The following is a 24,489-nucleotide window of genomic DNA, read 5'->3' on the forward strand; positions in this document are numbered from 1 at the left end:
CCGGTCGCGTTAGCGCCGGTTTAAGATGTGTAAAACGGATCAGGTCTGTCGCATCTGAGAATGGGGGCAGACCAACAGCAATAACATAGCTGCCAGACAATAACGCAGTGCGGGACACGAGTCCTGACCATCTTCGGAATACGCTGGAAAGATGGTGGGCGACCCTGGAATCGAACCAGGCGTGCGTCTCCGCGAGGGAGTTACAGTCCCCTGCCACACCTTGCGGCCTGTCGCCCACTGTCAGGCGTTGCACCTGACGTGGAGGCGTGATTACTAGCGCACCAAAGGAGCGTCAACAGGAAAATTTCCCTTTGGCGCAGGAAACCGAATTCCCGGCCCGGAGGCCCTTGAAATGAAGAAACCCAAATGGGTCGTCGAAAAGGAACAGGCGCGCAAAGCTGCCGCTGCAGAAACCGTCTGGCTGTTTGGCCTGCACGCGGTTCGCGATGCGCTGATGAACCCAAAACGGCAAAAACTACACCTGATGGTGACGCGGAATGCATGCGATAAACTGGCGGAAGCTATTGAATTTGCTGGGATCGAGGCCGAGATAGTCGACCCGCGCAAGTTTTCTGCGCCCATCGATGCTGGATCCGTGCATCAGGGCGCAGCGCTGGAGGTCAAGCCGTTGGAATGGGGCAGTCTGGCAGATAACTGCGTCGGTCGCGAAAACCCTCGCGTCATTCTGCTGGACCGGGTCACCGACCCGCACAATGTCGGGGCGATTCTGCGCTCGGCCGAAGTTCTGGGGGCCAGTGCTGTGATCGGCACACGCCACCATTCCGCGCCCGAGACCGGGGCACTGGCAAAAACCGCCAGCGGTGCGCTTGAGCGGCAGCCTTATCTGCGGGTGCGCAACCTTGCAGACGCGATTGTCGAGCTTCAGGGCATGGGCTTTCTGGTCCTTGGGCTGGACGGAGAAGCCGACATGACAATCGAAGGTGCGCTAAGCGATGGCCGTGACCGCCCTGTCGCGCTTGTGCTGGGCGCGGAGGGTCCGGGCTTGCGGCAGAAGACAAAGGAAACCGTGGATCAGTTGGTTAAAATTGACGCAGCCGGGGGATTTGGTTCGCTGAACGTCTCAAATGCCGCGGCAATCGCCTTATATGCATCGCGACCCTGAAAAAAGGAGAGCGTCATTCCCGGCCCTGCCAAAATCGCGACCTGCTGCTATTGCGGCACCCGGGCTGCCCTGATCCTGAAAGGCAAGGAACGGCACGAGCTTAGCTGCTCCAGCTGTGGAGCGCCGCTGCACAACCTGAAGATGCTGCCCGCGCGGAAAGTACACAAACCCGAACCGCTGCGCGTAGCTGTGTCTCATGCTGCCCCTCGGAAAGCAAAGCGCAAAAAGAGGAAGAAGACCATGCTTACGCGCGTGTTCGACGAAGCATGGGACGTGATCGAAGACATCTTTGACTAAGTTTCAACTGGCGAACACTCGTTCACATCCGCGTCAACAGGGGTTCCGAAAAACGCGAAAAGTTGCATCTTGATGGTCTTGAATGTGCAGATTCCCATATGACGATGCTGAACCGACGTACTTTTATGAGCTCGCTGAGCACTGTATTGCTGGCTCCTGCCGTGTTTGCGCAGGACAATCCCGTGTATTACGCCACTGACGGTGTGGCGTTGGCGGGGTATGATCCCGTGTCCTATTTTGACAGCGACGCGCCTTCAAAAGGGGCACCCGAAAACGCGGTCATGTGGAAGGGCGCCCGGTGGCATTTCAAATCGCAGGCAAATCGCGAGCTCTTTGAAGGCAACCCGCGCGCCTTTGCGCCGCAGTTCGGTGGTTATTGCTCGTACGGGATGGCGATGGGTGTGTTGAAAAGCACGGATCCGAATACGTGGCAGGTGGTCGATGGGCGTCTTTACCTGACGCATTCACCCGCGGTCGAGGAAATCTGGCAGCAGAATCAAACAGGATACATTGCGATGGCAGAAGAAAACTGGCCCGCAATTCTCTATGGGGAGTAGGCAGGGTTCAGCTAATTGTGAAAAGTCATCACAAAAATGCGCCACCCCTCTTTTTTTTAACGGATCCATGCTTAAATGTCACAGTGACCGCGGAACGGAACTGCCGCGGGTCATTTCACTGTCCCTCGTTCCAACAACTGGCGCCCAAGCTTTCTTGGGCGCTTTTTTCTTTTTGGAACCCTGTTAAGGATAGGGCATGCCAGACTATTCCGATCAGTACCTTAAGGCTATTTTGCAACGCACCAAGACGGTGGCCGTTGTCGGCGTTTCCATGAACCCTGTGCGACCCAGCTATTACGTGGCGCGCTATTTGTCGCTGAAAGGGTTCAAGGTGATTCCCGTCAATCCGGGCCACGCGGGCAAAGACCTGTTTGGTCAGACGGTTCGCGGCAGCCTGTCAGAGATCTCCGAGCCTGTAGACATGGTGGACATTTTCCGGCGGTCCGAGGCCGTGCCACCCATTGTAGATGAGGCGCTGGAGGCTTTCCCGTCGCTCGGTACGATCTGGATGCAGATTGGCGTGGAACACCCTGAAGCGGCGGTAAAGGCTCAGGCCCGTGGCGTGGATGTGGTGATGAACCGTTGCCCAAAGATCGAATATCAGCGCCTGTTTGGCGAATTGCGCATGGGCGGATTTTCGACGGGGATCATCTCGTCCAAGCTTTAGGGTTTGGCGGGGACGTAAGGTTTCAGACGGGCGACCTGTTCCTTCCGCCGCTTTTCCAGCACCACGTCGCGCGGAACCCAGTCATACCGGGTATCCTCGACCAGCGGAGACCAGAACAACACGCCGCCATAACGCCACGGGTCCAATACGACACCGTCATACAGCGTCGCACCTTTACCGCTGATGATTGCGGTGCTGTGGTCGATCCGCGTCGGGTTGTCCGCGTTTGCAATGGCACGGTGCAGCTCCAGTGTCCGGAAGTTTTCCTGTTTCAGCCGCCGCTCGATATCCTCGGCCCAATGCCAGCACAGCCCACGCGGGCGCAGCCCCTTGTTGACCTTCATGTTATGGATCAGGGGCGGGTCTGTGATCTGGTATTCCTCGACCAGCTGAGCGGTATAGGCGTAAGCAATTCCCGCTGCGCGTCGGGCCTCCTCAGGGTCGATATCCGGGCCAAGGCCCTGAATCTCCGTGGCGAGCCGCTGCACCTCATCCCCGGTCGAGCGCGGCGGCGCTGCGCAGCCAGCGACGATGGCAAGGGTTGCCACAAGCATCAAAATTCGGATCATAACGCGCCTTCGCCCTGACAGTCTGGCATCCGAGTATAACGGCCCAGGAGCCAGTGCGGAACCCGGACGTTACCCTTTGGGGCGGGCAGCTTTTTCGGCGATACCGCTGGTGCCCTGACGGCGGTCCAGCTCGGCCAGAACATCATCCAGCGCCACGTCCCGCGCGGCCAGCATGACCAGAAGGTGATACAACACGTCCGCCGCTTCCGAGGTCAGCTTAACCTGATCCCCTTTTACGGCTTCGATGATGGCCTCTATGGCCTCTTCACCGAATTTCTCGGCGCATTTCTCAGGGCCTTTCGCAAGCAGCTTGGCCGTCCAGCTGCTTTCGGGATCAGCCCCCTTGCGTGCCTCGATCGTGGCGGCCAGATCGTGCAAGATGCTCATGTTAGCCTCATGGGGATGCCAGCTGCGGCCATATGTTCCTTGGCCTCGCGGATGGTGTATTCGCCGAAATGGAAAATCGATGCCGCCAACACGGCGCTTGCACCGCCCTTGGTGACGCCCTCGACCAGATGGTCCAAAGTACCAACACCGCCCGAGGCGATCACGGGCACATCCACCGCGTCGGAAATGGCGCGGGTCAGCGGCAGGTTGAACCCGGATTTGGTGCCGTCGCGGTCCATCGAGGTCAGCAGGATTTCACCGGCCCCCTTGGAGACCACGGTTCTTGCAAAGGCAACCGCGTCAATGCCGGTGGGTTTGCGCCCACCATGGGTAAAGATCTCCCACTTGCCGGGGCTGACGGTCTTGGCGTCGATGGCGCAGACAATGCACTGACTGCCGAACTGATCTGCCGCTTCGGCAATCACATCCGGATTGGCAACCGCGGCCGAGTTGAAGCTGACCTTGTCCGCCCCCGCCAGCAGCAAGGCGCGCACATCGTCTTTTGTTCGCACCCCACCGCCCACGGTCAGTGGCACGAAACACTGTTCCGCCGTACGCTGCACCACATCGAACATGGTGCCGCGATTCTCATGGGTCGCGTGAATGTCGAGAAAGCAGATCTCGTCCGCTCCGGCAGCATCATAGGCCTTGGCCGATTCCACCGGGTCGCCCGCATCGCGCAGGCCCACGAAATTTACGCCTTTGACCACTCGGCCATCGGCAACATCAAGGCAGGGAATGATCCGGGTTTTCAGCATAGGATATCCTTTATGGGCGCACCTCTAGCGGCAAAGCCCTGCCGATGCCAGACTTGTGATTGTGAGAGGTCTCAATTCTGTGAAAACTGGGGTGAATTTCACAGAAGGAATATCGATATGCGTAGACTGATACTGGCTTGTGTTTTTTCAATCGGAGGCGCGCTGACCGCAATGGCAGATGATCTGATCAAGGTTCAAACCGACAAATCCGTGGCCGAGGCGCTGGACGCGCTGGAAGCCGCCGTCGGAAATGCAGGTGCAACCGTGTTTGCCCGCATCGACCACGCGGCCGGGGCGGAAAAGATCGGTACGTCCATTCCTGCCAATCAGGTGCTGATCTTCGGCAACCCGGCGCTGGGTACGCCAGCCATGCAGATCGACCCGCGCGCCGGGCTGTTTCTGCCTCTCAAGGTGCAGGCGTACGAAGACTCCAATGGCCAGGTCTGGCTGATCTATGAAGACCCGAAAGAGACATTGGACGACCTGAACGATGTCGACAAATCACCGGTCATCGAAAAGATGCGCGGTGCACTGGCCAAGCTGACCGCCGCAGCCGCGCAATAACCGATCACGACAGGGCGCGGATGGCCTCGGCCAGGTCTATCGCGCCATCATAAAGCGCCCGGCCTGAAATCGCGCCGTTCAGCGCAACGCCGCAATCGCGAAGGGCGATCAGGTCGTCCAGCGAACTGACACCGCCCGAGGCGATCACAGGGATGGAAACGGCCTGTGCCAGGGCTGCGGTCGCTTCGATGTTCGGGCCCTGCATGGCACCGTCTCGGTTGATGTCAGTGTAGATGATTGCGGCCACGCCCGCGTCTTCGAAACTACGGGCCAGATCGGTAACCTGAACATTGGTCTCTTCGGCCCAGCCTTTGGTGGCCACCATGCCGTTGCGTGCGTCGATGCCGACAGCGACCTTGCCGGGAAAGGCTTTGGCTGCTTCGCGCACCAGACCGGGGTTTTCGACAGCGACAGTGCCCAAGATGACCCGCGCAAGCCCCTTCTCGATCCATGTTTCGATCGTGGCCATGTCGCGGATGCCGCCACCCAGTTGCGCGGGCACCTTGCACGCTTTCAGAATTGCCTCAACCGGTGCTGCGTTGACCGGCTCGCCTGCGAATGCGCCGTTCAGGTCGACCAGATGCAACCATTCGCACCCCGCCTCGACAAAGGCACGGGCCTGAGCGGCCGGGTCTTCGTTGAACACGGTGGCCTTGTCCATTTCACCACGCAGCAGGCGTACGGCATTGCCGTCTTTGAGGTCGATGGCGGGGTAGAGGATCATGTCGGGCGGCCCTATATCACTGTTACACGCGCGGGATATCGCACAAGCAGGGCAGGGGATGCAACGCGACGCTGGGTCATTCTTGCCCGCCGCACAATAGCGGGTCAGACTGCCCACAAAACAGGGAGAAAATCATGAAGACTTTTACTCTTTCAGCGGGCCTGATGCTGCTTGCTACAGCTGCTTTTGCCGACGATCCGGTTGACGGCCTGTGGAAAACCGCGCCGGGCGACACGGGTGGCTATCTGCATGTGACGATTTCCGAATGCGGCAGTGCGATCTGCGGCACCATCGACAGCGCGTTCGACGCCGATGGCAACCAGCAGCTGGAATATGAGAACCTTGGCAAAAAGATCATCTGGGACATGGTCCCCGAAGGGGGCGGCAGCTATGACAGCGGTAAGATCTGGGCCCCCGACCGGGACAAAACCTACAACTCGAAAATGTCTCTGGACGGCCAGAATGCGCTGACCGTCAAGGGCTGTGTGGCGGGCGGCCTGATCTGCCGCGGGCAAACCTGGACGCGGGTTCAGTAAGCCTCAGGGCTTCCAGGTCAGGAAGTTGCCCAGCATACGCAGGCCAACATCCTGGCTTTTCTCGGGGTGAAACTGCATCCCAACCATCGTGTCGCGGCCAATCACGGCCGTGACGTCCTGCCCGTATTCCACATAAGCCAATCGCTGCGCCGGGTCGGACACGCGAAAATGGTAGGAATGGACGAAATAGGTGTGATCGCCTGATTTCACCCCGGAAAAGATCGGGTGATCGCTTTCCAGAACCAGATCGTTCCAGCCCATATGCGGCACTTTCAGCGCGGCATCTGACGGTTCGATCCGAACAACATCGCCTGCCACCCAGCCCAGACCATCGGTCTCGGTGTATTCATGGCCTTTGGTTGCCATCAGTTGCATGCCAACGCAGATGCCCAGAAACGGACGGGCCTTCTGTTCGACCGCTTCGACCATCGCGTCATAAATACCCTTGTGGCCGCGCAGCTCGGCAGCACAGGCCGGGAAGGCACCATCACCGGGCAGAACCAGTCGGTCCGCACGCGCAACTACATCCGCGTCCGAGGTGACAACAACGTCACCTGCGCCGACCTCTTGCGCCATGCGCTGAAACGCCTTTTCCGCTGAATGCAGATTGCCGCTTTCGTAATCAATTATGGCTGTGAGCATTTACAACGCGCCCTTGGTCGACGGAATCGCATCCGCTTTGCGCGGATCGGTCTCAACCGCATCCCTCAACGCGCGTGCAACGGCCTTGAACGCGGCCTCGGCGATGTGGTGACTGTTGAAGCCGTGCAACTGGTCGATATGCAGGGTGATGCCGCCATGGGTGCTGAGCGCCTGAAAAAACTCGCGCACCAGTTCTGTGTCGAACGTACCGATCTTTTGCGTCGGCAGATCGACATTCCAGATCAGGAACGGGCGGCCCGACAGGTCCAGCGCACAGCGCACTTGCGCGTCATCCATCGGCAGATGGCATTCGCCATAGCGCCGGATACCCTTCTTGTCGCCCAGGGCCTGTGTCAAAGCCTGACCCAGCGCGATGCCGGTATCCTCGACCGTGTGGTGATCGTCGATGTGATAGTCGCCCTTGGCGCGGATTGTCATATCGATCAACGAGTGGCGCGCCAGCTGGTCCAGCATATGGTCAAAGAACCCGACGCCGGTCTGATTGTCATATGTACCGGTGCCATCCAGATTGACCGAGACCGAAATTTCGGTTTCGGCAGTCTTGCGGCTGATCGAAGCGGTGCGCATGGGCAAATTCCTTTTGCTACAGGCGCGCTTATAGACGGGGTGGGGTGGGTTGATCCAGACCATGCGTTGCAATCGCTGCAAACTGTTGCAAGGGATTGCACCCGGCCCGGCACCATGTCAGCTTGCAGACAACATGAACCAACAGGGCCAAGCCATGTCCACCTGCGTATTCATCCAGATCCGCTGCAAACCCGGCACCACCTACAAGGTCGCCGAGGAAATCGCCCTGCGCGAAATACACTCAGAGCTTTATTCTACCAGCGGTGAGTTTGATCTGATGCTCAAGCTCTACATCCCCGAAACCGAGGATGTGGGCCATTTCATCAACGAACACTTGCTGGTGATTCCCAATATCGAACGCTCGCTGACGACGATGACGTTCAAGGCGTTTTAACCCAGTTCAAAGGTGGTCACGCCATAGATGCGGGACAGGTCGATATCCGGCTGATCGCCGGAATACATCCGGGCGGTTTCGAACACTTTCGTAAGACCCAGCGCATCCGCCAAAGCAAAAGCAGCCGCGTTGGGCTGTGGCATGTCGATGAAAACCGCTTGGTCGCTGGCTGTTGCTGATACGGCAGTCAAAAGACTGGCAAGCAGGCCCCGTGCGACACCGGCGTCATCTGCGAAAAGCGGCCCGATCTTGTACCCTGTCTTACACGGTCTCAAGGTGGCATATCCCCTGATCTGCTCCTCCACTGTACACACCCGTGAGATATGATTCGGCGCACTCAGCCAACCTGTTAGAAACGCGTCGCGCTGCGCAGGGAAGAGTTGCCGGTCATAGGCGAACAGCTCCGGCGATGGCTGACTGAGCGGGCTGATTGATGCGTCATCGCTCTGCCCTAGAGTGTCGAGAATGCCTCTGACAGTGCCGGTGAAGCGGTAATTGTTATAGGCAAAGGTGAAACCAGACTTGCGGTAATTGTGTTGCTGATCAACGACCCCGTCGAGCCCGATATTGCGCCCGGTTCGTTGCGCCAAAGCCTGATGCCAGATTTTCAGCCCGTAACCCGACCCCCGAAATTCCGGACGTACAATATAAAATCCCAGAAACGAAAACGCATCACCATAGTCCACCACAGACACTGATGCGATCATCTCATCGTCCAGAAACCCGCCCAGAAACCCGTTGGGGTCGGTGCCGTAGAAACAGGCGGCGTCGTGGTGGCCGGGGTTCCAGCCCTCTTGGCCTGCCCAGTCGACAGCGGTCTGCATTTCATCCGCAGTCAGGGGGCGAATGACATAGTCGAACATAAGCATTTCCCGTGCGTGATTGAAACCATAGCCACAATGGCGCAATGCCAACGAAAGAACCATATGTTTGGGAAAACTTGGTATCTGGAGCGGGCGAGGCGATTCGAACGCCCGACCCTAACCTTGGCAAGGTTATGCTCTACCCCTGAGCTACGCCCGCATCAGATACATATATGGTCCGAAGACCTCTCAATGGAGCGGGCGAGGCGATTCGAACGCCCGACCCTAACCTTGGCAAGGTTATGCTCTACCCCTGAGCTACGCCCGCGCCGTTGAGTGAGGAGGGATGTATAAATTCCCACGCGGGGCTGCAAGCGGAAAAACACAAAAAGCGGGAAAAATCTTTTCGACGGAATCCGGCCCGTGACCCGTTCAACCCGTAACTCAAATCAACAAAACACAGGCAGGAGGTGCCGTCATGATATCCGTTGCAGACCTGAAGATCGTGATGCTTGCCGCGATGATTCTGATCGGCGCTACCATCCTGAAACCGGACCGGCACGAACATGACCGGTTCATACCGGTTCTGCTGGGTGCACCGCAGATCGAAACAACCGTTCTGGCAGGGTAACACCCGCCAGACGGCCTAAAGCGCCAGAATCAGGTTTGCCAAGGCCGCGCCCAGAATGGCGAGGAAGGTCAGGCTCATGCCGGCCTGCCGCAGGATGACGATCTGTGGCGTCCGTCCAAATCCGTACGCATGCAAAAGACGCCCCGCCAGCAACATCAGCCCCAGCAGATGGACCAAAACCCCGGCCGCGCCCTGCAACTCGACCATAGCAATCAGCAGCAGGGAAATCGGGGCGTATTCGGCGCAGTTCGAGTGTGTCCGTATCGCCTTGATCATCAGCTTGCTGCCACCATCCCCGACCGAGATTCTGTCGCTGCGTCGTTGCAGGATCACTTTGACGCTGAGTGCGACGTAGAGAATTGCGACCAGGGCCGCATAGATCGGGGTGATTGCAAGCATAATGGGTCTCCGCTCAATCATAGAAAAGGCCGTGCGGTCTCCCACACGGCCTGATGAACATTAGGTTGTTTTCCGTCTTATTCCAGTTCGATCAGAAGGTCCTTTGCGTCAATCTGGCCGCCGGGCTGGATATGCACGGCTTTGACGGTCGCATCACGCTCGGCATGGATGCCGGTTTCCATCTTCATCGCCTCGATGGTCAGCAGCATGTCACCTTCCTTGACCTGCTGGCCTGCGGTCACGGCAACCGTGGCCACAACACCCGGCATCGGCGCCCCGACATGATCGGGGTTGCCGACCTCGGCCTTGGGGCGCGCCTGAGTGGTTGATGTGACCATCCGGTTCGGCACCCGGATCACACGCGGCTGGCCGTTGAGTTCGAAGAACACTTTGACCTCGCCCTTTTCATCCGTTTCGCCAATGGCCTGACACCGGATTTCCAGCGTCTTGCCGGGGTCGATTTCGGCCGTGATCTCTTCGCCGGGCTCCATGCCGTAGAAGAAGGTGCGCGTGGGAAGAGTGCGGACCGGGCCATAAATCCGGTGACGGCCCATGTAATCCAGAAACACCTTGGGATACATCAGGTACCCGTTCAGATCCTCGTCATCGACCTCTTTGCCTTCCAACTGCTTGGACAGCTCGGCGCGGGTGGCCTCAAGATCGACGGCAGGCACGTCCTTGCCGGGGCGCTGGGTATTGGGGGCCTCGTCTTTCAGCACCTTCTTGATGATGGTGTTCGGGAATCCGCCCGGAGGCTGACCCAGATTGCCGCGCATCATGTCGACGACCGAGTCGGGGAAGGCCACATCTGTCGCCGGATCCTCGACCTGCTCGCGGGTCAGCCCCTGACTGACCATCATCAGGGCCATGTCGCCAACAACCTTCGACGAGGGCGTCACCTTTACGATATCGCCGAACATCTGGTTCACATCGGCGTACATCTGCGCGACCTCGTGCCAGCGCTCTTCCAGACCCAGGCTGCGTGCCTGTGCCTTGAGGTTGGTGAACTGACCACCCGGCATTTCGTGCAGATACACTTCGGACGCCGGGGCCTGCAGGCTTGATTCGAAGGCCGCATATTGGCCACGCACAGCCTCGAAGTAATCGCTGATCTCGCGGATCGCCTTGATGTCCAACCCGGTGTCACGGTCGGTATGGCGCAGCGCCTCGACCACAGTGCCCAGCGTTGCCTGGGACGTGTTGCCACTGAAGCTGTCCATCGCGCAATCCACCGCGTCCACTCCCGCCTCAGAGGCGGCAAGGATGGTCGCGCTGGCGATACCGGCCGTGTCATGGGTGTGGAAGTGGATCGGCAGTCCAACCTCTTCCTTCAGCGCCCGGATCAGAATCTTGGCCGAGGCTGGTTTCAGCAAGCCCGCCATATCCTTCAGACCCAGAACATGCGCGCCTGCGTCGCGCAACTCTTTGGCCATTCCGACATAGTATTTCAGGTTATATTTGGCGCGGTCAGGGTCCAGAATATCGCCAGTGTAACAAACGGTACCCTCGCAGATCTTGCCGCTGTCGATAACAGCATCCATCGCAACGCGCATGTTCTCGACCCAGTTCAGCGAGTCGAAGACGCGGAAAACGTCGATGTTCTTCGATGCCTGGCGCACGAACTCCTGCACCACGTTGTCGGGATAATTGGTGTAACCAACCCCGTTTGCGCCCCGCAGCAGCATCTGTGTCATCAGGTTCGGCATTGCCTCGCGCAGGTCGCGTAGACGCTGCCATGGGCATTCCTGCAGGAACCGGTAGGCCACGTCGAACGTCGCACCGCCCCAGCACTCGACCGAGAACAGCTGCGGCAGGTTCGCGGCATAGGTTGGCGCCACCTTGATCATGTCGATCGACCGCATCCGGGTCGCCAACAGCGACTGGTGCCCGTCGCGCATGGTGGTGTCGGTGATCAGCAGCTGCCGCTGCGCTTTCATCCAGTCCGCCACGGCCTGCGGGCCTTTCTGCTCCAGCAGGTTGCGCGTGCCCATCCGCGGCTCGGCCTTCTGCGCGGGGGGCTTGGCGACTTTCAGGTCGGCGCGCGGCTCGGGGCGGTCCTTAGTTTCGGGATGACCATTCACCGTGATATCGGCGATATAGGTCAGAACCTTGGTGCCCCGGTCGCGGCGGCGCTTAAAGGCAAACAGATCCGGCGTCGTGTCGATGAATTTGGTGGTGTATTCATTCGACAGGAAGGTCGGGTGCTTCAGCAGGTTGATAACGAAATCGATATTGGTGCTGACGCCGCGAATACGGAACTCGCGCAGGGCGCGGTCCATCCGGCTGATCGCCTTCTCGGGCGTCGGCGCCCAAGCGGTGACCTTTGTCAGCAGCGAGTCGTAGTACCGCGTAATGACACCGCCCGCATAGGCAGTGCCGCCATCCAGACGAATGCCCATGCCCGTGGCCGAGCGATAAGCGGTGATCCGGCCATAATCGGGGATGAAGTTGTTCTGCGGGTCTTCTGTGGTGATCCGTGTTTGCAGCGCGTGACCGTTCAGATGCACATCGGCCTGGCTGGCGGCGCCGGTGGCTTCGGCCAGAGTCTTGCCCTCGGCGATCAGGATCTGCGCCTGAACGATGTCGATCCCGGTGACCTCTTCGGTGACCGTGTGTTCGACCTGTACGCGGGGGTTCACCTCGATGAAGTAGAAATTGCCGGTTTCCATATCCATCAGGAACTCGACAGTGCCCGCGCATTCGTAATTCACATGGGCGCAGATCTTACGGCCCAGTTCGCAAATCTCGGCGCGCTGTTCCTCGCTCAGGTAAGGGGCAGGGGCGCGTTCGACGACCTTCTGGTTCCGGCGCTGGACCGAGCAGTCGCGTTCGTACAGGTGATAAATCTCACCATGCTTGTCGCCCAGAATCTGCACCTCGACATGGCGGGCACGGGTGATCATCTTTTCCAGATAGCCTTCGCCATTGCCAAAGGCGGCCTCAGCCTCGCGGCGGCCTTCCAGAACCTTTTCTTCCAGCTCATCCTCCGACTGGATCGGGCGCATCCCGCGTCCGCCGCCACCCCAGGACGCCTTGAGCATCAGCGGGTATCCGATCTCGGCGGCCTCCTTGCGGATCGCGTCCATGTCATCACCCAGGACCTCGGTGGCCGGAATGACAGGCACACCGGCCGCGATGGCCACGCGCCGCGCGCTGGCCTTGTCACCCAATGCGCGCATGGTCTCGGCCCGGGGGCCGATGAAGGTGATGCCGTTCTTGACACAGGCATCCACGAAATCGGGGTTTTCGGACAGCAGGCCATAGCCCGGATGGATCGCATCCGCGCCGCAATGCTTGGCCACGCGGATGATTTCGTCAATCGACAGATACGCCGCGACCGGACCCATGCCCTCGCCAATCTGATAGGCCTCATCCGCCTTGAACCGGTGCAGGCCCAGTTTGTCTTCTTCAGCGTAAACAGCGACGGTGCGTTTGCCCATCTCGTTTGCTGCGCGCATGACGCGGATGGCAATCTCGCCGCGATTGGCGATCAGGATCTTGTTGAAGTCTGTCATATCAGGTCCCGGTCTTTGGTGTTTGGGCGTCTTATTGGGCGGAGAATACGCACAGGTACATCCGTTCTTCTGGGTAGAACCGGCATGTTATCGCTCGCAAACGCCCTTTGGCCTCGGCACACTTATAGGGATGCCGCGTTGCAGCATCAATAATTTAGCGTTTCGTCTCAAACTGACATAGATCGGCCAGTCCCATCTGACCCATATTCGCGTGCAGATCCTGCCTCAGGATATCGATCACATGCGCAGGGCCTTTAGCGCCAAGTGCCGCAAGACCGTACAAAAAAGCACGCCCCAGCATGACAAAATCCGCGCCCAGCGACAGCGCACGCAGGATATCCAGCCCGCCTTCGACACCGCTGTCGAAAATCAGCGGCAGGCGGGTCGCGCTCCGGATTGCGGGAAGAACCTCGACGCTGGCCGGGGCTGCATCGAACTGTCGGCCCCCGTGATTCGACACCCACAGGGCGTCCACACCCACCTGTTCCAGCCTGTCCGCATCCTCGGGGCGCAGGATGCCTTTCACGACAAACGACCCATCCCAATGATCGCGCAGCCATTTGACGTAATCCAGATCCGGCGAAGTCCGCAGCAGGTATCCGACATGGGCCGTCGGCGGCAGATCGCCAGGGTCATCGATATATTTGTCCAGTGTGCGCATGTGCGGAACGCCGCTGCGCAGCATGCCCAGGGCCCATGCAGGTCTTTGGGCGATCTGTGCCAGCAGGCGCGGTGTCAGTTTCGGCGGCTGCCGCAGGCCCGAGCGCGTCTGCCGCTCCCTGCGCGAGGCGACAGGGACGTCAGCGGTCAGAACCAGAGTTCGAAATCCGGCCCCGCGCGCCCGGTTCAGCATGTCCATGCGAATTTCTGGGTCCCTTGGCGGATACAGCTGGAACCACGCGTTCTCTCCCAGATAGGGGGCCAGGTCTTCGGGGCTCTGACTGGCCACCGTTGATAGCGAATAGGGAATGCCTGCCTTGGCGGCGGCCTGTGCCAGCAACCGCTCCGCATCGGGCCAAACCAGGCCGGACATCCCGATCGGTGCAATACCGAAGGGCAAAGGACAGGTGCCGCCCAAGATTTTCACCGACGTATCGAATTCAAGGTCCCCATGCAGGATCGAGGGGCTCAGACGGACATCATCCAGCGCCTTTCGATTGCGATGCCGCGTCGTTTCAATCCCGGTGCCACTGTCGATATATTCCCACACGAAGTGCGGCAGCCGACGGCGTGCGCGGCGTTTCAGATCGGGAATACCGGGATAGGTGCTGTGCAGGTCCATAAGGATTGATCCGGCCTGCGGGGCGATTCGGCAAGGTTTTCAAGCGGCTTCCGGCGATGGGCGTTTACCCGTTGCGGGAACGCGCCTGGCCTGCTCCAGCGCCCCGGCGGCGACGTGAACCTGATTGCGCCCCTTGTCCTTGGCTACATACAGCGCATCATCCGCGGCACGCATCAGATCCTGCGGCATGGTGCCGTGGGCGGGGTAATGCGCGACCCCGACCGAGATTGTGATACGGGGCAGGGCCTTTTCGCCATAGCGGACAATGACCGCCTCGACCGACTGGCGTAACTGCTCGGCCCGGGTCATGGCATCTTCGGGGCTGTTGTCGGGCAGGATCAGCATGAATTCCTCGCCGCCGACGCGGCAGGCGATCTCGTCCCGGTCGCAGCCCTGTTCCAGCGCCGCGCCGACCGCGCGCAACACCATGTCTCCGGCGTCATGACCATGCGTGTCGTTGAATTTCTTGAAGTGATCGACGTCCACGGCAATCAGGCTCAGCGCGGCGCCGGTCTGCTGGCTGCGGCTGATGGCCTTGCGCAATGTCTCGGTCATGTGGCGGCGGTTGAACAGCCCGGTCAGCGGGTCGCGCACCGATTGGTCATGCAGCTGATCGCGCATACGGACATTGGCGATTGCCATGCTGATCTGTTCGGCGCACAGCTGCGCCAGCTTGCGGCTTTTGTGGAAACAGGCCTCACGCCCCTCAGCCGCGCGCAGATGCAACAGACCAACGGTTTCTCCGTGGGCCAGAATGGGAAAACAGAAATAGGGCCGCCTGTCATGCGGTTCGGCATGTTCGCAGACAAAATCGATCTCAGAAGCACCGAACTCATAAGTCCGGCCGCGCCTCAAACCCCAGCATCCTTCCGGATGGATATGAGATTTATGCGTTCCCCCGTTCCAACTGGCACACCCGTCCAGCACATCGCGCGAGTTGGAATAGACGTACACACTCCCCTCGGCCTCGGGCAGGATATGGGTCATAAAGCGCGCGACCATGTCGAAAAGCTCATCCAGTGAGCGGCTTGATTGCAGCCACTCGTTCAACTCGCCCAGCAGGCGTACCTCACGCGCCAGGCGAAGCTGCTCTCCCATCAGTTCGCGTTCTTTCACGGCGCGCTTGTGTAGATCACGCATCTGACGGCGGTTGGTGCGGTGGACAATCAGGATGACCGTGGTCAGTGCCAGCAATGCGACACTGCTCAGCAACGCCAGCGACAGGCGCACGCGCGTGATGAACAGGGTTCTGAGATTGGTGATGTCCGAATAAAATTCGATAGCGCCAAGGAAAACGCCGTCCCTGATGATCGGTGTATAAACCTCGGCCACATGTTTGGTGATTGGGCCCGCATGTCCGGCTGGGTCATTGTCGATCGAGTCAACCTCTGCCGCGGGTTTTTCCGCGTGATTGTAATAAATGCTTCCGGCGGCGACGACCGACTGGAAGTACGGTTTTGTATTCACCGCCCCCACATCGCTGGCACGGGTCGACCAGAACACCCGACCGGACGCATCAAACAGCTTGAACCGGTAGATGTCCGAGGTTTCGGGCAGCAGCATCAGGAATTCCGCGTCATGCTCGTGCAGCTCATGGTACCGAAACGTTGCATCCAGATCGTCCAGATGGCTTTCGACCTGACGGCTTAGCTGCATGGCGTCTTTTCGCAAATCCGATTCCAACATGCGGTCCACAACCGGGGCAGGGGCCGCATAGATGCCCCATCCTGCTGCCGCTGTCAGCGCGATCAGAATCAGGGTAACGCCCACAAGTTTCAGCCGTGACGACCCGCCCGTCAGTTCCTTCGCTTCCATCTGTTCCACTCCCACAGCAATGGAACCAGCATCCGGGGCAGGGCTTGACAGAGGGTTAACAGCCCCACAGGGCAGCGGCATCTTTGTTTAGAATTGAATGCAAAAAGACGTGAAAAATCCTTGCGAACAAGCCGTGAACAAACTCTTTCCCTCGGCGTTCATCCGGCGTAGTTTGGGGTCATGAGCAGTTTTGACGAAATGGACGCCTTCGAAGGCGCATCCCTGTCGGCGCGGGCTATGGCCGTGCGCCCTTCGCCCTATCTGGATGAGCTGAACCCGGCGCAACGTGACGCGGTCGAACGCCTGGACGGCCCGGTTCTGATGCTGGCCGGGGCGGGGACGGGCAAGACCAAGGCGCTGACGGCCCGGATTGCGCATCTACTCAACACAGCGCGCGCGCGCCCGAACGAGATACTGTCGGTGACCTTCACCAACAAGGCCGCGCGCGAGATGAAGGAACGAGTAGGCCGCCTGCTTGGCGAGCCCGCCGAGGGGATGCCATGGCTGGGCACCTTCCATTCCATTTGCGTCAAACTGCTGCGCCGCCACGCGGAACTGGTCGATCTGAAATCGAACTTCACCATTCTGGACAGCGACGACCAGCTGCGCCTGCTCAAGCAATTGGTTCGCGCCGCCAATATCGATGACAAACGCTGGCCCGCGCGTATGCTGGCGGGGATCATCGATGATTGGAAAAACCGTGCGCTGACGCCCGACAAGGTACCAGCGGCGGATGCCGGGGCCTATAACAACAAGGGCATCGAACTTTATGCCCAGTACCAGACCCGCCTGCGCGAGCTGAATGCGGTGGATTTTGGCGACCTGCTGCTGCACATGGTCACGATTTTCCAGACCCACCCGGATGTTCTGGAACAATACCAGCGCTGGTTCCGCTACATCCTTGTGGACGAGTATCAGGACACCAACGTCGCCCAGTACCTGTGGCTGCGCCTGCTGGCCGGGGGGCACAAGAACATCTGCTGCGTGGGTGATGACGACCAATCAATCTATGGCTGGCGCGGGGCCGAGGTCGGCAACATCCTGCGGTTCGAAAAGGACTTTCCCGGTGCCTATGTGGTGCGGCTGGAGCAGAACTACCGCTCGACCCCGCATATTCTGGCGGCAGCTTCCAACGTCATTCGGGGGAACGAAAGCCGTTTAGGTAAAGAGCTATGGACGGCTGCAAAAAATGGAGAGAAGGTCAGCCTGATCGGTCATTGGGACGGTGAAGAGGAAGCTCGCTGGATTGGCGAGAAGATCGAGGACCTTGCTAACGGAAGTTCACCTTTTGCTAAACGAAGGCAAAACTCTCGATCAGAACAAATGATGAGAGAAGTGGAGCGTCTCGACGAATTGGGCGCACTACGAGAGCTTAATAGCAGAGAGCAAGTTCTTGATCAGTTGAAGGAGCATAAGAGCTTCTTTGCGGAAGATGGCTTTTGGGCGGAAGAAAGTAACCAAGACCTCGTTTGGGAATTGACAATGAGGCAACAAGAAGGGCTTTCGTTGGAAGCTACTTTCCAAAAGTTTGATCTCAACGAAATTGCCATCCTCGTCCGCGCCTCGCACCAGATGCGCGCGTTCGAGGACCGGTTCCTGACCATCGGTCTGCCCTACAAGGTGATCGGCGGCCCGCGTTTCTACGAGCGGATGGAGATCCGCGATGCCATGGCCTATTTCCGGCTGGTGACCAGCCCCGAGGATGATCTGGCGTTCGAGCGGATCGTGAATACGCCGAAACGCGGATTGGGCGACAAGGCGCAGCAGACCATTCAGATTGTGGCGCGTGAGAATGGTGTGCCTCTGGTCGAAGGTGCGCGGATCGCAGTCGACAACGGGCTGATCAAGGGCAAGGGCGGCAAAGCGCTGCGCGAATTGATCGACGGGATGGTCCGGTGGAATGCGATGACGCGTGGGCCGCGGATCGAGGTGGACGACGATTCGGTGATCGATGACGGTTCGCCCATGCGGTTCGGCGCACCCGAGCATACGCATATCGAACTTGCGCAGATCATCCTCGACGAATCCGGCTACACGGCCCATTGGCAGAACGACAAGACCCCCGAAGCGCCGGGGCGTCTGGAAAACCTCAAGGAACTGGTCAACCAACTGGACAATTTCGAAAACCTGCAAGGGTTTCTGGAACATGTCAGCCTGGTCATGGATAATGAACAGGACGGTGACGGGGCCAAGGTCTCGATCATGACCCTGCACGCGGCCAAGGGGCTGGAGTTTCCCGTCGTCTTCCTGCCGGGGTGGGAAGACGGGCTGTTCCCCTCGCAACGGTCGATGGACGAAACCGGCCTCAAGGGGCTCGAGGAAGAACGCCGTCTGGCCTATGTCGGTATCACCCGCGCCGAAGAGGTTTGTACGATTTCCTTCGCCGCCAACCGGCGGGTATTCGGGCAATGGCAGAACTCGATGCCGTCACGGTTCATTGACGAGTTGCCCGAGGACCATGTCGAGGTGCTGACACCTCCGGGCCTTTATGGCGGTGGGCATCAGACGGCAGGCATAGAAACCCGCGCGGCCGAAGCCAACGTCTATAACTCGCCGGGTTGGAGACGGTTGCAGGCGCGGCAGGGCCAATATGGCATGTCGCAACCCCGCGAAAGCCGCAACACGGTGATCGACGCCACCGCACTGGCCAGTTTCACGCTGGGCGAACGGGTGTTTCACCAGAAATTCGGCTACGGCGCGGTGATCGGGATAGAAGGTGACAAGGTCGAGGTCGATTTCGACAAGGCGGGCATCAAGAAAGTGGTCTCGCGTTTTCTGACCAACAAGGATGACGTCCCGTTCTGAGGCGTCATATCCCGTCGACCAGAACCAGATTGGTGGTTGCGGTGGCCTTTCGGATCTTCGCCAGTTCGATGTAATCCGGGTCGTCCTTCCAGGATTTCGCTGCTGCAAGATCCGGAAACTCCATCAACACAATCCCGCCTTCGGGCCAATTGCCTTCAATCCGTTCGACCGGTTTGGATGAGACCGTCAGCAGGCGACCGCCGTGGCGGTCGAAGATCGGCATGAAACCTGCCAGATGCCCTGATATCCGTCCGGGTCGTGAATGTTGATCTGCGCAATGAAATAGGCGGCCATGGCGTCCTCCGCATCAGATGTCAGGACGCCATCCTACACCAGTGTCCGAAAAACAAAAAACGGCGGTTCCCAGGGAGGAGGAGAGGGAACCGCCGTCTTGTCAACATCAGAGCAGGGAGGAGGAGAGCCCTGATGTATGCGAGCCCGGGTTTGAACCCGGTATGAGGAAGACGCGGCGATGTCAGGGAGGAGGAAGACATCGCCGCGCGCTTTCAACATCAAGGCAGGGAGGAGGACGCCCCGATGTATCCGTGTCCGGCGGGTTGAGGCCGGTATAAGGTGCGGCAACGTCAGGGAGGAGGAAGACGTTGCCGCTGATTACAGACCCTAAGGGAGGAGGAAGGGCCTGATCTCAGTATGCGTGTTGCGCTTATCGCGCGGTTTGTTCGTTTGCCGCCTGCATGGCAACGCGGCGGATCATCGAGCGGTGCAGGCCAAGATCGGCCAGCTCGCGGTTCGACAGAGCGGACAATTCATTGACGGTCTGGCGGTACAGACGATAGCGTACGAACCGGGTCTTTGCGTTTTCCAGAACTGCGCCAAAACCGAACGCCGGTGCGTTCTTTACTGCTGTATGCGTGCTTGCGACTGCCATGCTCATCATCCGTATCTTTTTGTCTTGCCGGTATCGTCCGGCCCTTGCTTGAGATTGAAGATAGGCAAATGCTGCAATTGCACAATAGGTCACGACATCAATGCTGCTATGCAGCAAATGCATAGATTGGCTCAGTTTTTTCTTCTTGCCGCGATGCGCCTTGAAAATATGGGGTCGACCCTAGGTCAGCTTTGTCGGCGGCATCTGGCCCTTCCCGATGGCCTGCCTTTGAATTGAGCGCACTCTGCGGAAAATTGGGCAAAACATGTCCGTTCCGATGTTGACAAGGCTTGGGTGAATCGCGCGTGGGAAATCATGGGGCGATGTGGTCGCGTGGGGGAGATTGCTGGAAAACGACCCGAAATTCTGAACGATTCGAAGGGCTGATTGTGCATTTGGGGCCAATATTTCCAGTCCAAAAGAAAAGCTGGCAAAATTCTTGGGAAATCGCGGGAAAAAATTCGGCCGCAGAATTTTCTATATATTGGGGCGTGTTTTTCATCGCACGCTAAAACTGGTGTCGTGGGGCTCGAATCCTTCAATGATATTCCGCTCTGGCCGTGTTCCGCATGACACGCTGCGCAAATTTCCTATTGATTTCCATGAATTCCCATGTCATCCCTAATACATCCGATGAGGACGAGGCAGCAGGGGCACCAAACGACCCCGACCAAAAATATTCAGGTTTCATACAGGCATCTCGCTTTCATCAACCAAGAGATCCGGCGCGCGGGCGAGCAGACATCCCCCCAGGTGGCGCGCGCAGCTGGACATCCCGCTTAGCGGGTCAATGCGGCGGGTTGATCAGTGGCAGCAGATCAACCCGCCGTTTTTCATCCGGGGGGACCGTGAATTCAAGGTGGGGCGCAAGCGAAAGGGACAGTCGTCTTGGCGCGCAGGTTTAGAGGTGAGAGCCACCACAAGGTGGATACGAAGGGCAGGGTGTCGATCCCGGCCTCGTTTCGCCGTGTGCTTGAATCGTCCGATCCCAACTGGCAGCCCGGTGACAACCCTGAACTGGTGATTGTCTATGGTGACCACCGCCGCAAGTTCCTTGAATGTTATACCATGCAGGCGATTGACGAGGTTGATGCCAAGATCGATGCCCTGCCGCGTGGCTCGATGCAGCGGCGGATGTTGCAGCGCATGTTCCATGGTCAGTCTTTCCCGACCAACGTGGACGAAACCGGGCGTCTTGTGCTACCCGCCAAGCTGCGCAGCAAGATCGGTCTGGAAGGCGAGGCGTTCTTTATTGCCGCAGGCGACACCTTTCAGATCTGGAAACCCGAGACCTACGAGGTCGAGGAACTGGCCAAGACCGAAGAATGGATGGATGATCTGCCGGACGATTTTGATCCGATGCAGTTCCTAGATGGCACCGGGGATGCGTAACGGCATGGCCGGCGCTGCGTCCTCATCAGAAAAACCACATATTCCCGTTCTGCTGCGCCCCTTGCTGGCTGCGGTTGCGCCGGTCACGGGCATCTGGCTGGACGGCACGTTTGGCGCGGGCGGCTACACGCGCGGGCTGTTGGAGGCCGGGGCGGACAAGGTCATCGGTGTAGACCGAGATCCGCTGGTCTTTGAAATGGCGGCAGATTGGGCGCAGGATTACGGCGACCGGCTGGTGATGCAGCCCGGCGTATTTTCGCGCATGGACGAATATGCGCAGGACCTGGACGGCGTTGTACTGGATCTTGGCGTGTCCTCGATGCAGCTGGATCAGGCCGAGCGCGGGTTTTCCTTCATGAAGGACGGTCCGCTGGATATGCGGATGAGCCAGCAAGGCGAAAGCGCCGCCGATCTGGTAAACACCGCGACCGAGGCGCAACTGGCCGATATCCTGTTCCACTATGGCGAAGAACGCGCCAGCCGCCGGATTGCCAAGGCGATTGTCAGGGCACGAACCAAGGCGCCGATCACAACAACCCTGCGACTGGCCGAGATTGTCGAATCCTGCCTGCCGCGTCCGAAACCGGGGCAATCGCATCCCGCAACGCGCAGTTTCCAGGGCCTGCGGATCGCGGTGAATGCCGAATATGAAGAGCTGTTTCAGGGCCTTATGGCTGCCGAACGTGCGCTGAAACCTGGTGGGCAGCTGGCCGTTGTCACCTTCCATTCCATCGAGGACCGGATGGTCAAACGGTTCTTTCAGTCGCGCGCGGGCAAGACAGGGCGTGCGAACCGCTATGCGCCCGAGATGGAACAGGACCAGCCGCAATTTACGCTGAAGACCCGCAAGGCGGTGGGGCCCGACGAACGGGAATTGCAGGAAAACCCGCGCGCGCGCTCGGCCAAGCTGCGTGTTGCGATCCGTACCGATGCTCCGGCGGGGGAAATTGAGGCCCGCGCCATTGGAACGCCTCAACTGGGGGGAAGGGCAAGATGAAGAGTGTTTTGTATGTGTTGACTGCCCTGTCCGTGTTCGGATTGGCGCTTTGGGCCTATCAGGAGAATTATCGCACCCAACAGGTGGTGAAGGAAACGCAATCCCTGCAACGCGAGATCGGCATGGCGCAGGTGCGGCTGGCGGTCCTGAACGCCGAATGGGCCTATTTGAACCGCCCCGACCGGCTGCGAGAACTGGCAGACCTGAATTTTGAACGTCTTGGTCTGCTGCCTCTGCGGGCCGAACAGTTCGGGCGCGCCGACCAGATTGCCTTTGCCGAGGATCCTGACCTGCCCATCGTTGACCCGATTGAATTGCAGGCCATCACCGACATTCAGGCCTTGGGCGAGGTGCAGATCCCATGACGCGCACGCCCCTTCGCCCACTGGCCCGTATCCTTGACGCCCGCGCCCGGGGCGAAAACCCAAAGGCGATCGAGCGTGAAAACATCCGCAAGCGCCACGAAGACATGAAAGACCGTGCCCGCGCCCGCGCCGAAGGGCGTCTGCTGGTGCTGGGGTTGTTCTTCTTTTGCGCTTTCTCAGTTGTCGGTGTCCGCATGGGCATGTTGGCAACGTCCGAGGTGCAGGAACCACTGGCCAATGCGCCGGGGGCCGCGATTGCCATGCAACGCGCCAATATCGTCGACCGCGAAGGGCGCATTCTGGCCACCAACCTTGATACCTATTCCGTCTACGCGCAGCCGCCCCTGATGATCGACCCGATTGCGGCAGCGGATCAGCTGGTCGCGATCTTCCCCGATCTGGATAAAGAGCGTCTGGTCAAGGATTTCACTGGCAAGCGCAAGTTTCTGTGGATCAAGAAACGCATTTCGCCCGAACAGAAACAGGCCGTGCACGACATTGGTGATCCCGGCATCCTGTTTGGCCCGCGCGAGATGCGCCTCTATCCCAATGGCAAGTTGGCCGCGCATATCCTGGGTGGCTCCGGTTTTGGCCGCGAGGGCGTCAGCGCCGCCGAGGTGATCGGTGTGGCCGGGGTGGAAAAGCAGTTTGACGACTATCTGCGCGACCCGGCCAATGGCAACAAGCCGCTGCAACTGTCGCTGGACCTGACCATTCAGGCCGCGGTCGAACAGGTGCTCTATGGCGGTATGAAGATCATGAACGCCAAGGGCGCATCGGCGGTTCTGATGAATGCGCATACGGGCGAGGTTGTATCCGCCGCCTCGCTGCCCTCATTCGATCCCAATGATCGTCCGCGCCCGCCGACCTCGGGGTTTGATCCCTCGGACAGCCCGCTGTTCAACCGCTATGTGCAGGGCGTGTACGAACTGGGGTCGGTCTTCAAGATTTTCACCGCCGCGCAGGCGGTTGACCTTGGGCTGGTGAACTCGAACACCATCATCGATACATCCGGCCCGATGAAGATCGGGCGCTTCCCGATCGGAGAGTTCAACGGCAAGAATTACGGCAAGATCAGCGTGGCGGATGTGATCGTCCACAGCTCCAACCGTGGCACCGGGCGTCTGGCGTTGCAGATCGGCGCGCAGCGGCAGCAGGATTTTCTGAATGCGCTCGGCATGTTCGACCCGACCCCGTTTGAGATTGTCGAGGCCACGGGAGGTGTGCCGCTGAAGCCAAAGAAATGGGGCGAGCTGAGCACCGTAACCATTTCCTACGGCCATGGCCTGTCAACCAGCCCGATGCATCTGGCGGCGGGATATGCCGCGATTGCCAACGGTGGGCACTATGTCAGCCCGACCATCTTGCGCCAGAACGGCCCGCAATACGGCCCGCGCGTGATGTCGCAGGGAACCGCGCGTCAGGCGCAGAAGATGCTGCGCAAAGTGGTGACGGATGGCACCGCCAGCTTTGGCGAGGTGAAAGGGTATGACGTGGCTGGCAAGACCGGCACGGCAGACAAGCCCAAGCCACGCGGCGGGTATTACGAAGACAAGGTCATCGCCACTTTCGCAACGCTCTTCCCGGCCTACGATCCGAAATATGTTCTGATCGTCACGCTGGATGAACCTTCAATCGTGGCTTACGGCGAAAAACGCCGCACCGCAGGCTGGACCGCGGTGCCAGTAGCTGCCGAACTTATTGGTCGCGTGGCACCTCTGCTGGGCTTGCGTCCCCGGCTTGAGCCTGAGGCGGGCGCTGCTATAACGCTGACCTCAAACTAGGCTGTC

At 59.3% G+C, this 24,489-nt stretch carries 26 protein-coding genes and 3 tRNA genes; 13 read left to right on the top strand and 16 right to left on the bottom strand.

Translation table 11 applies throughout. The features are described from left to right. Nucleotides 1–152: 152 nt before the first annotated feature. A tRNA-Tyr gene (locus tag ACR3E2_RS01225) sits at nucleotides 153–236 on the bottom strand. A 116-nt stretch (nucleotides 237–352) separates the two neighbouring features. Between ACR3E2_RS01225 and rlmB the strand changes: the two genes are divergently transcribed. From rlmB to ACR3E2_RS01245, 4 genes are all read left to right on the top strand, one after another. Further along, nucleotides 353–1,123 carry a 23S rRNA (guanosine(2251)-2'-O)-methyltransferase RlmB gene (gene rlmB, locus ACR3E2_RS01230; protein ID WP_480481914.1) on the top strand — a complete coding sequence of 257 codons (771 nt, stop codon included), beginning with the start codon at nucleotides 353–355 and terminating at the stop codon, nucleotides 1,121–1,123. Between the two features lie 15 nt (nucleotides 1,124–1,138). Then, a complete protein-coding gene (locus tag ACR3E2_RS01235; RefSeq protein WP_480482341.1) occupies nucleotides 1,139–1,420 on the top strand; it encodes a hypothetical protein in 282 nt (93 codons plus the stop codon). 125 nt (nucleotides 1,421–1,545) lie between these two features. Beyond that, a complete protein-coding gene (locus ACR3E2_RS01240) occupies nucleotides 1,546–1,977 on the top strand; it encodes a YHS domain-containing (seleno)protein (protein WP_480481912.1) in 432 nt (143 codons plus the stop codon). A 196-nt stretch (nucleotides 1,978–2,173) separates the two neighbouring features. Then, nucleotides 2,174–2,644, top strand: a complete 471-nt coding sequence (locus ACR3E2_RS01245; RefSeq protein WP_480481910.1) for a CoA-binding protein — start codon at nucleotides 2,174–2,176, stop codon at nucleotides 2,642–2,644. On the opposite strand, the gene ACR3E2_RS01250 is transcribed toward ACR3E2_RS01245, so the two are convergent. From ACR3E2_RS01250 to hisF, 3 genes are all read right to left on the bottom strand, one after another. Further along, a complete protein-coding gene (locus tag ACR3E2_RS01250) occupies nucleotides 2,641–3,213 on the bottom strand; it encodes a hypothetical protein (protein ID WP_480481908.1) in 573 nt (190 codons plus the stop codon). The genes ACR3E2_RS01245 and ACR3E2_RS01250 overlap by 4 nt on opposite strands. 69 nt (nucleotides 3,214–3,282) lie before the next feature. After that, nucleotides 3,283–3,600, bottom strand: coding sequence for a phosphoribosyl-ATP diphosphatase (locus ACR3E2_RS01255; RefSeq protein ID WP_480481906.1), 318 nt, complete (start codon nucleotides 3,598–3,600; stop codon nucleotides 3,283–3,285). Further along, nucleotides 3,597–4,358, bottom strand: coding sequence for an imidazole glycerol phosphate synthase subunit HisF (gene hisF / locus ACR3E2_RS01260; RefSeq protein WP_209504552.1), 762 nt, complete (start codon nucleotides 4,356–4,358; stop codon nucleotides 3,597–3,599). The genes ACR3E2_RS01255 and hisF overlap by 4 nt, the downstream gene beginning before the upstream one ends. Before the next feature lie 117 nt (nucleotides 4,359–4,475). Here hisF and ACR3E2_RS01265 point away from each other — a divergent pair, with 117 nt between their 5' ends. After that, nucleotides 4,476–4,922 (top strand): DUF302 domain-containing protein, encoded by a 447-nt coding sequence (locus ACR3E2_RS01265; protein WP_267363290.1) that lies wholly within the window; start codon nucleotides 4,476–4,478, stop codon nucleotides 4,920–4,922. 4 nt (nucleotides 4,923–4,926) lie between these two features. Here the strand turns inward: ACR3E2_RS01265 and hisA are convergent, their stop codons facing one another. Next, nucleotides 4,927–5,646 (bottom strand): 1-(5-phosphoribosyl)-5-[(5-phosphoribosylamino)methylideneamino]imidazole-4-carboxamide isomerase, encoded by a 720-nt coding sequence (hisA, locus tag ACR3E2_RS01270; RefSeq protein ID WP_480481903.1) that lies wholly within the window; start codon nucleotides 5,644–5,646, stop codon nucleotides 4,927–4,929. A 134-nt stretch (nucleotides 5,647–5,780) separates the two neighbouring features. Here hisA and ACR3E2_RS01275 point away from each other — a divergent pair, with 134 nt between their 5' ends. Beyond that, on the top strand, nucleotides 5,781–6,182 hold the full coding sequence (locus ACR3E2_RS01275; protein WP_480481901.1) for a DUF2147 domain-containing protein: 402 nt from the start codon (nucleotides 5,781–5,783) through the stop codon (nucleotides 6,180–6,182). Nucleotides 6,183–6,185: 3 nt separating this feature from the next. Here the strand turns inward: ACR3E2_RS01275 and hisH are convergent, their stop codons facing one another. Together hisH and hisB are read right to left on the bottom strand one after the other, a co-directional pair. Beyond that, complete coding sequence (gene hisH / locus ACR3E2_RS01280; protein ID WP_480481899.1) at nucleotides 6,186–6,824, bottom strand: imidazole glycerol phosphate synthase subunit HisH; 639 nt, start codon at nucleotides 6,822–6,824, stop codon at nucleotides 6,186–6,188. Next, nucleotides 6,825–7,412 carry an imidazoleglycerol-phosphate dehydratase HisB gene (gene hisB / locus ACR3E2_RS01285; protein ID WP_480481897.1) on the bottom strand — a complete coding sequence of 196 codons (588 nt, stop codon included), beginning with the start codon at nucleotides 7,410–7,412 and terminating at the stop codon, nucleotides 6,825–6,827. Nucleotides 7,413–7,566: 154 nt separating this feature from the next. Here hisB and ACR3E2_RS01290 point away from each other — a divergent pair, with 154 nt between their 5' ends. Further along, nucleotides 7,567–7,806: an Lrp/AsnC family transcriptional regulator gene (locus ACR3E2_RS01290; RefSeq protein WP_480482339.1), complete on the top strand. Its 240-nt coding sequence runs from the start codon at nucleotides 7,567–7,569 to the stop codon at nucleotides 7,804–7,806. Here the strand turns inward: ACR3E2_RS01290 and ACR3E2_RS01295 are convergent. The 3 genes from ACR3E2_RS01295 to ACR3E2_RS01305 form a co-directional block, all read right to left on the bottom strand. After that, the gene (locus tag ACR3E2_RS01295) at nucleotides 7,803–8,732 is read right to left on the bottom strand and encodes a GNAT family N-acetyltransferase (RefSeq protein WP_480492665.1); all 930 of its coding nucleotides are present in this window, start codon (nucleotides 8,730–8,732) and stop codon (nucleotides 7,803–7,805) included. The two genes, ACR3E2_RS01290 and ACR3E2_RS01295, sit on opposite strands and share 4 nt — an antisense overlap. Before the next feature lie 22 nt (nucleotides 8,733–8,754). Next, nucleotides 8,755–8,829 (bottom strand) — tRNA-Gly (locus ACR3E2_RS01300). 33 nt (nucleotides 8,830–8,862) lie between these two features. Then, nucleotides 8,863–8,937: transfer RNA gene (locus ACR3E2_RS01305), tRNA-Gly, on the bottom strand. A 150-nt stretch (nucleotides 8,938–9,087) separates the two neighbouring features. On the opposite strand from ACR3E2_RS01305, the gene ACR3E2_RS01310 reads away from it, so the two are divergent. Next, nucleotides 9,088–9,240, top strand: a complete 153-nt coding sequence (locus ACR3E2_RS01310) for a hypothetical protein (protein WP_267363306.1) — start codon at nucleotides 9,088–9,090, stop codon at nucleotides 9,238–9,240. A gap of 15 nt (nucleotides 9,241–9,255) precedes the next feature. Here ACR3E2_RS01310 and ACR3E2_RS01315 read toward each other — a convergent pair whose 3' ends face one another. The 4 genes from ACR3E2_RS01315 to ACR3E2_RS01330 form a co-directional block, all read right to left on the bottom strand. Further along, the gene (locus tag ACR3E2_RS01315) at nucleotides 9,256–9,639 is read right to left on the bottom strand and encodes an MAPEG family protein (protein ID WP_480481893.1); all 384 of its coding nucleotides are present in this window, start codon (nucleotides 9,637–9,639) and stop codon (nucleotides 9,256–9,258) included. A gap of 77 nt (nucleotides 9,640–9,716) precedes the next feature. Next, nucleotides 9,717–13,154, bottom strand: a complete 3,438-nt coding sequence (locus tag ACR3E2_RS01320; protein ID WP_480481891.1) for a pyruvate carboxylase — start codon at nucleotides 13,152–13,154, stop codon at nucleotides 9,717–9,719. A gap of 154 nt (nucleotides 13,155–13,308) precedes the next feature. Next, the gene (locus tag ACR3E2_RS01325; protein WP_480481889.1) at nucleotides 13,309–14,436 is read right to left on the bottom strand and encodes an alpha-hydroxy acid oxidase; all 1,128 of its coding nucleotides are present in this window, start codon (nucleotides 14,434–14,436) and stop codon (nucleotides 13,309–13,311) included. A 39-nt stretch (nucleotides 14,437–14,475) separates the two neighbouring features. Next, entirely contained in the window at nucleotides 14,476–16,251 is a 1,776-nt protein-coding gene (locus ACR3E2_RS01330; protein ID WP_480481887.1) for a sensor domain-containing diguanylate cyclase, read from the bottom strand. 180 nt (nucleotides 16,252–16,431) lie between these two features. Here ACR3E2_RS01330 and ACR3E2_RS01335 point away from each other — a divergent pair, with 180 nt between their 5' ends. Beyond that, nucleotides 16,432–19,056, top strand: coding sequence for an ATP-dependent helicase (locus ACR3E2_RS01335; protein WP_480481885.1), 2,625 nt, complete (start codon nucleotides 16,432–16,434; stop codon nucleotides 19,054–19,056). A gap of 4 nt (nucleotides 19,057–19,060) precedes the next feature. Here ACR3E2_RS01335 and ACR3E2_RS01340 read toward each other — a convergent pair whose 3' ends face one another. Continuing rightward, entirely contained in the window at nucleotides 19,061–19,279 is a 219-nt protein-coding gene (locus ACR3E2_RS01340) for a DUF1330 domain-containing protein (protein ID WP_480481883.1), read from the bottom strand. Between the two features lie 441 nt (nucleotides 19,280–19,720). Then, entirely contained in the window at nucleotides 19,721–19,945 is a 225-nt protein-coding gene (locus ACR3E2_RS01345) for a DUF1127 domain-containing protein (protein WP_480481881.1), read from the bottom strand. A 924-nt stretch (nucleotides 19,946–20,869) separates the two neighbouring features. Here ACR3E2_RS01345 and mraZ point away from each other — a divergent pair. From mraZ to ACR3E2_RS01365, 4 genes are read left to right on the top strand one after another with little or no spacing between them, the layout of a single operon-like run. After that, a complete protein-coding gene (mraZ, locus tag ACR3E2_RS01350) occupies nucleotides 20,870–21,337 on the top strand; it encodes a division/cell wall cluster transcriptional repressor MraZ (protein ID WP_480475923.1) in 468 nt (155 codons plus the stop codon). Nucleotides 21,338–21,341: 4 nt separating this feature from the next. Beyond that, entirely contained in the window at nucleotides 21,342–22,334 is a 993-nt protein-coding gene (rsmH, locus tag ACR3E2_RS01355) for a 16S rRNA (cytosine(1402)-N(4))-methyltransferase RsmH (RefSeq protein ID WP_480482337.1), read from the top strand. After that, nucleotides 22,331–22,699, top strand: coding sequence for a cell division protein FtsL (gene ftsL, locus ACR3E2_RS01360; RefSeq protein ID WP_209504535.1), 369 nt, complete (start codon nucleotides 22,331–22,333; stop codon nucleotides 22,697–22,699). Before rsmH ends, ftsL begins: the two co-directional genes overlap by 4 nt. Further along, complete coding sequence (locus tag ACR3E2_RS01365) at nucleotides 22,696–24,483, top strand: peptidoglycan D,D-transpeptidase FtsI family protein (protein ID WP_480481879.1); 1,788 nt, start codon at nucleotides 22,696–22,698, stop codon at nucleotides 24,481–24,483. Before ftsL ends, ACR3E2_RS01365 begins: the two co-directional genes overlap by 4 nt. Nucleotides 24,484–24,489: the final 6 nt, after the last annotated feature.

The sequence above is a fragment of the Ruegeria sp. AL7 genome, from assembly GCF_056536105.1.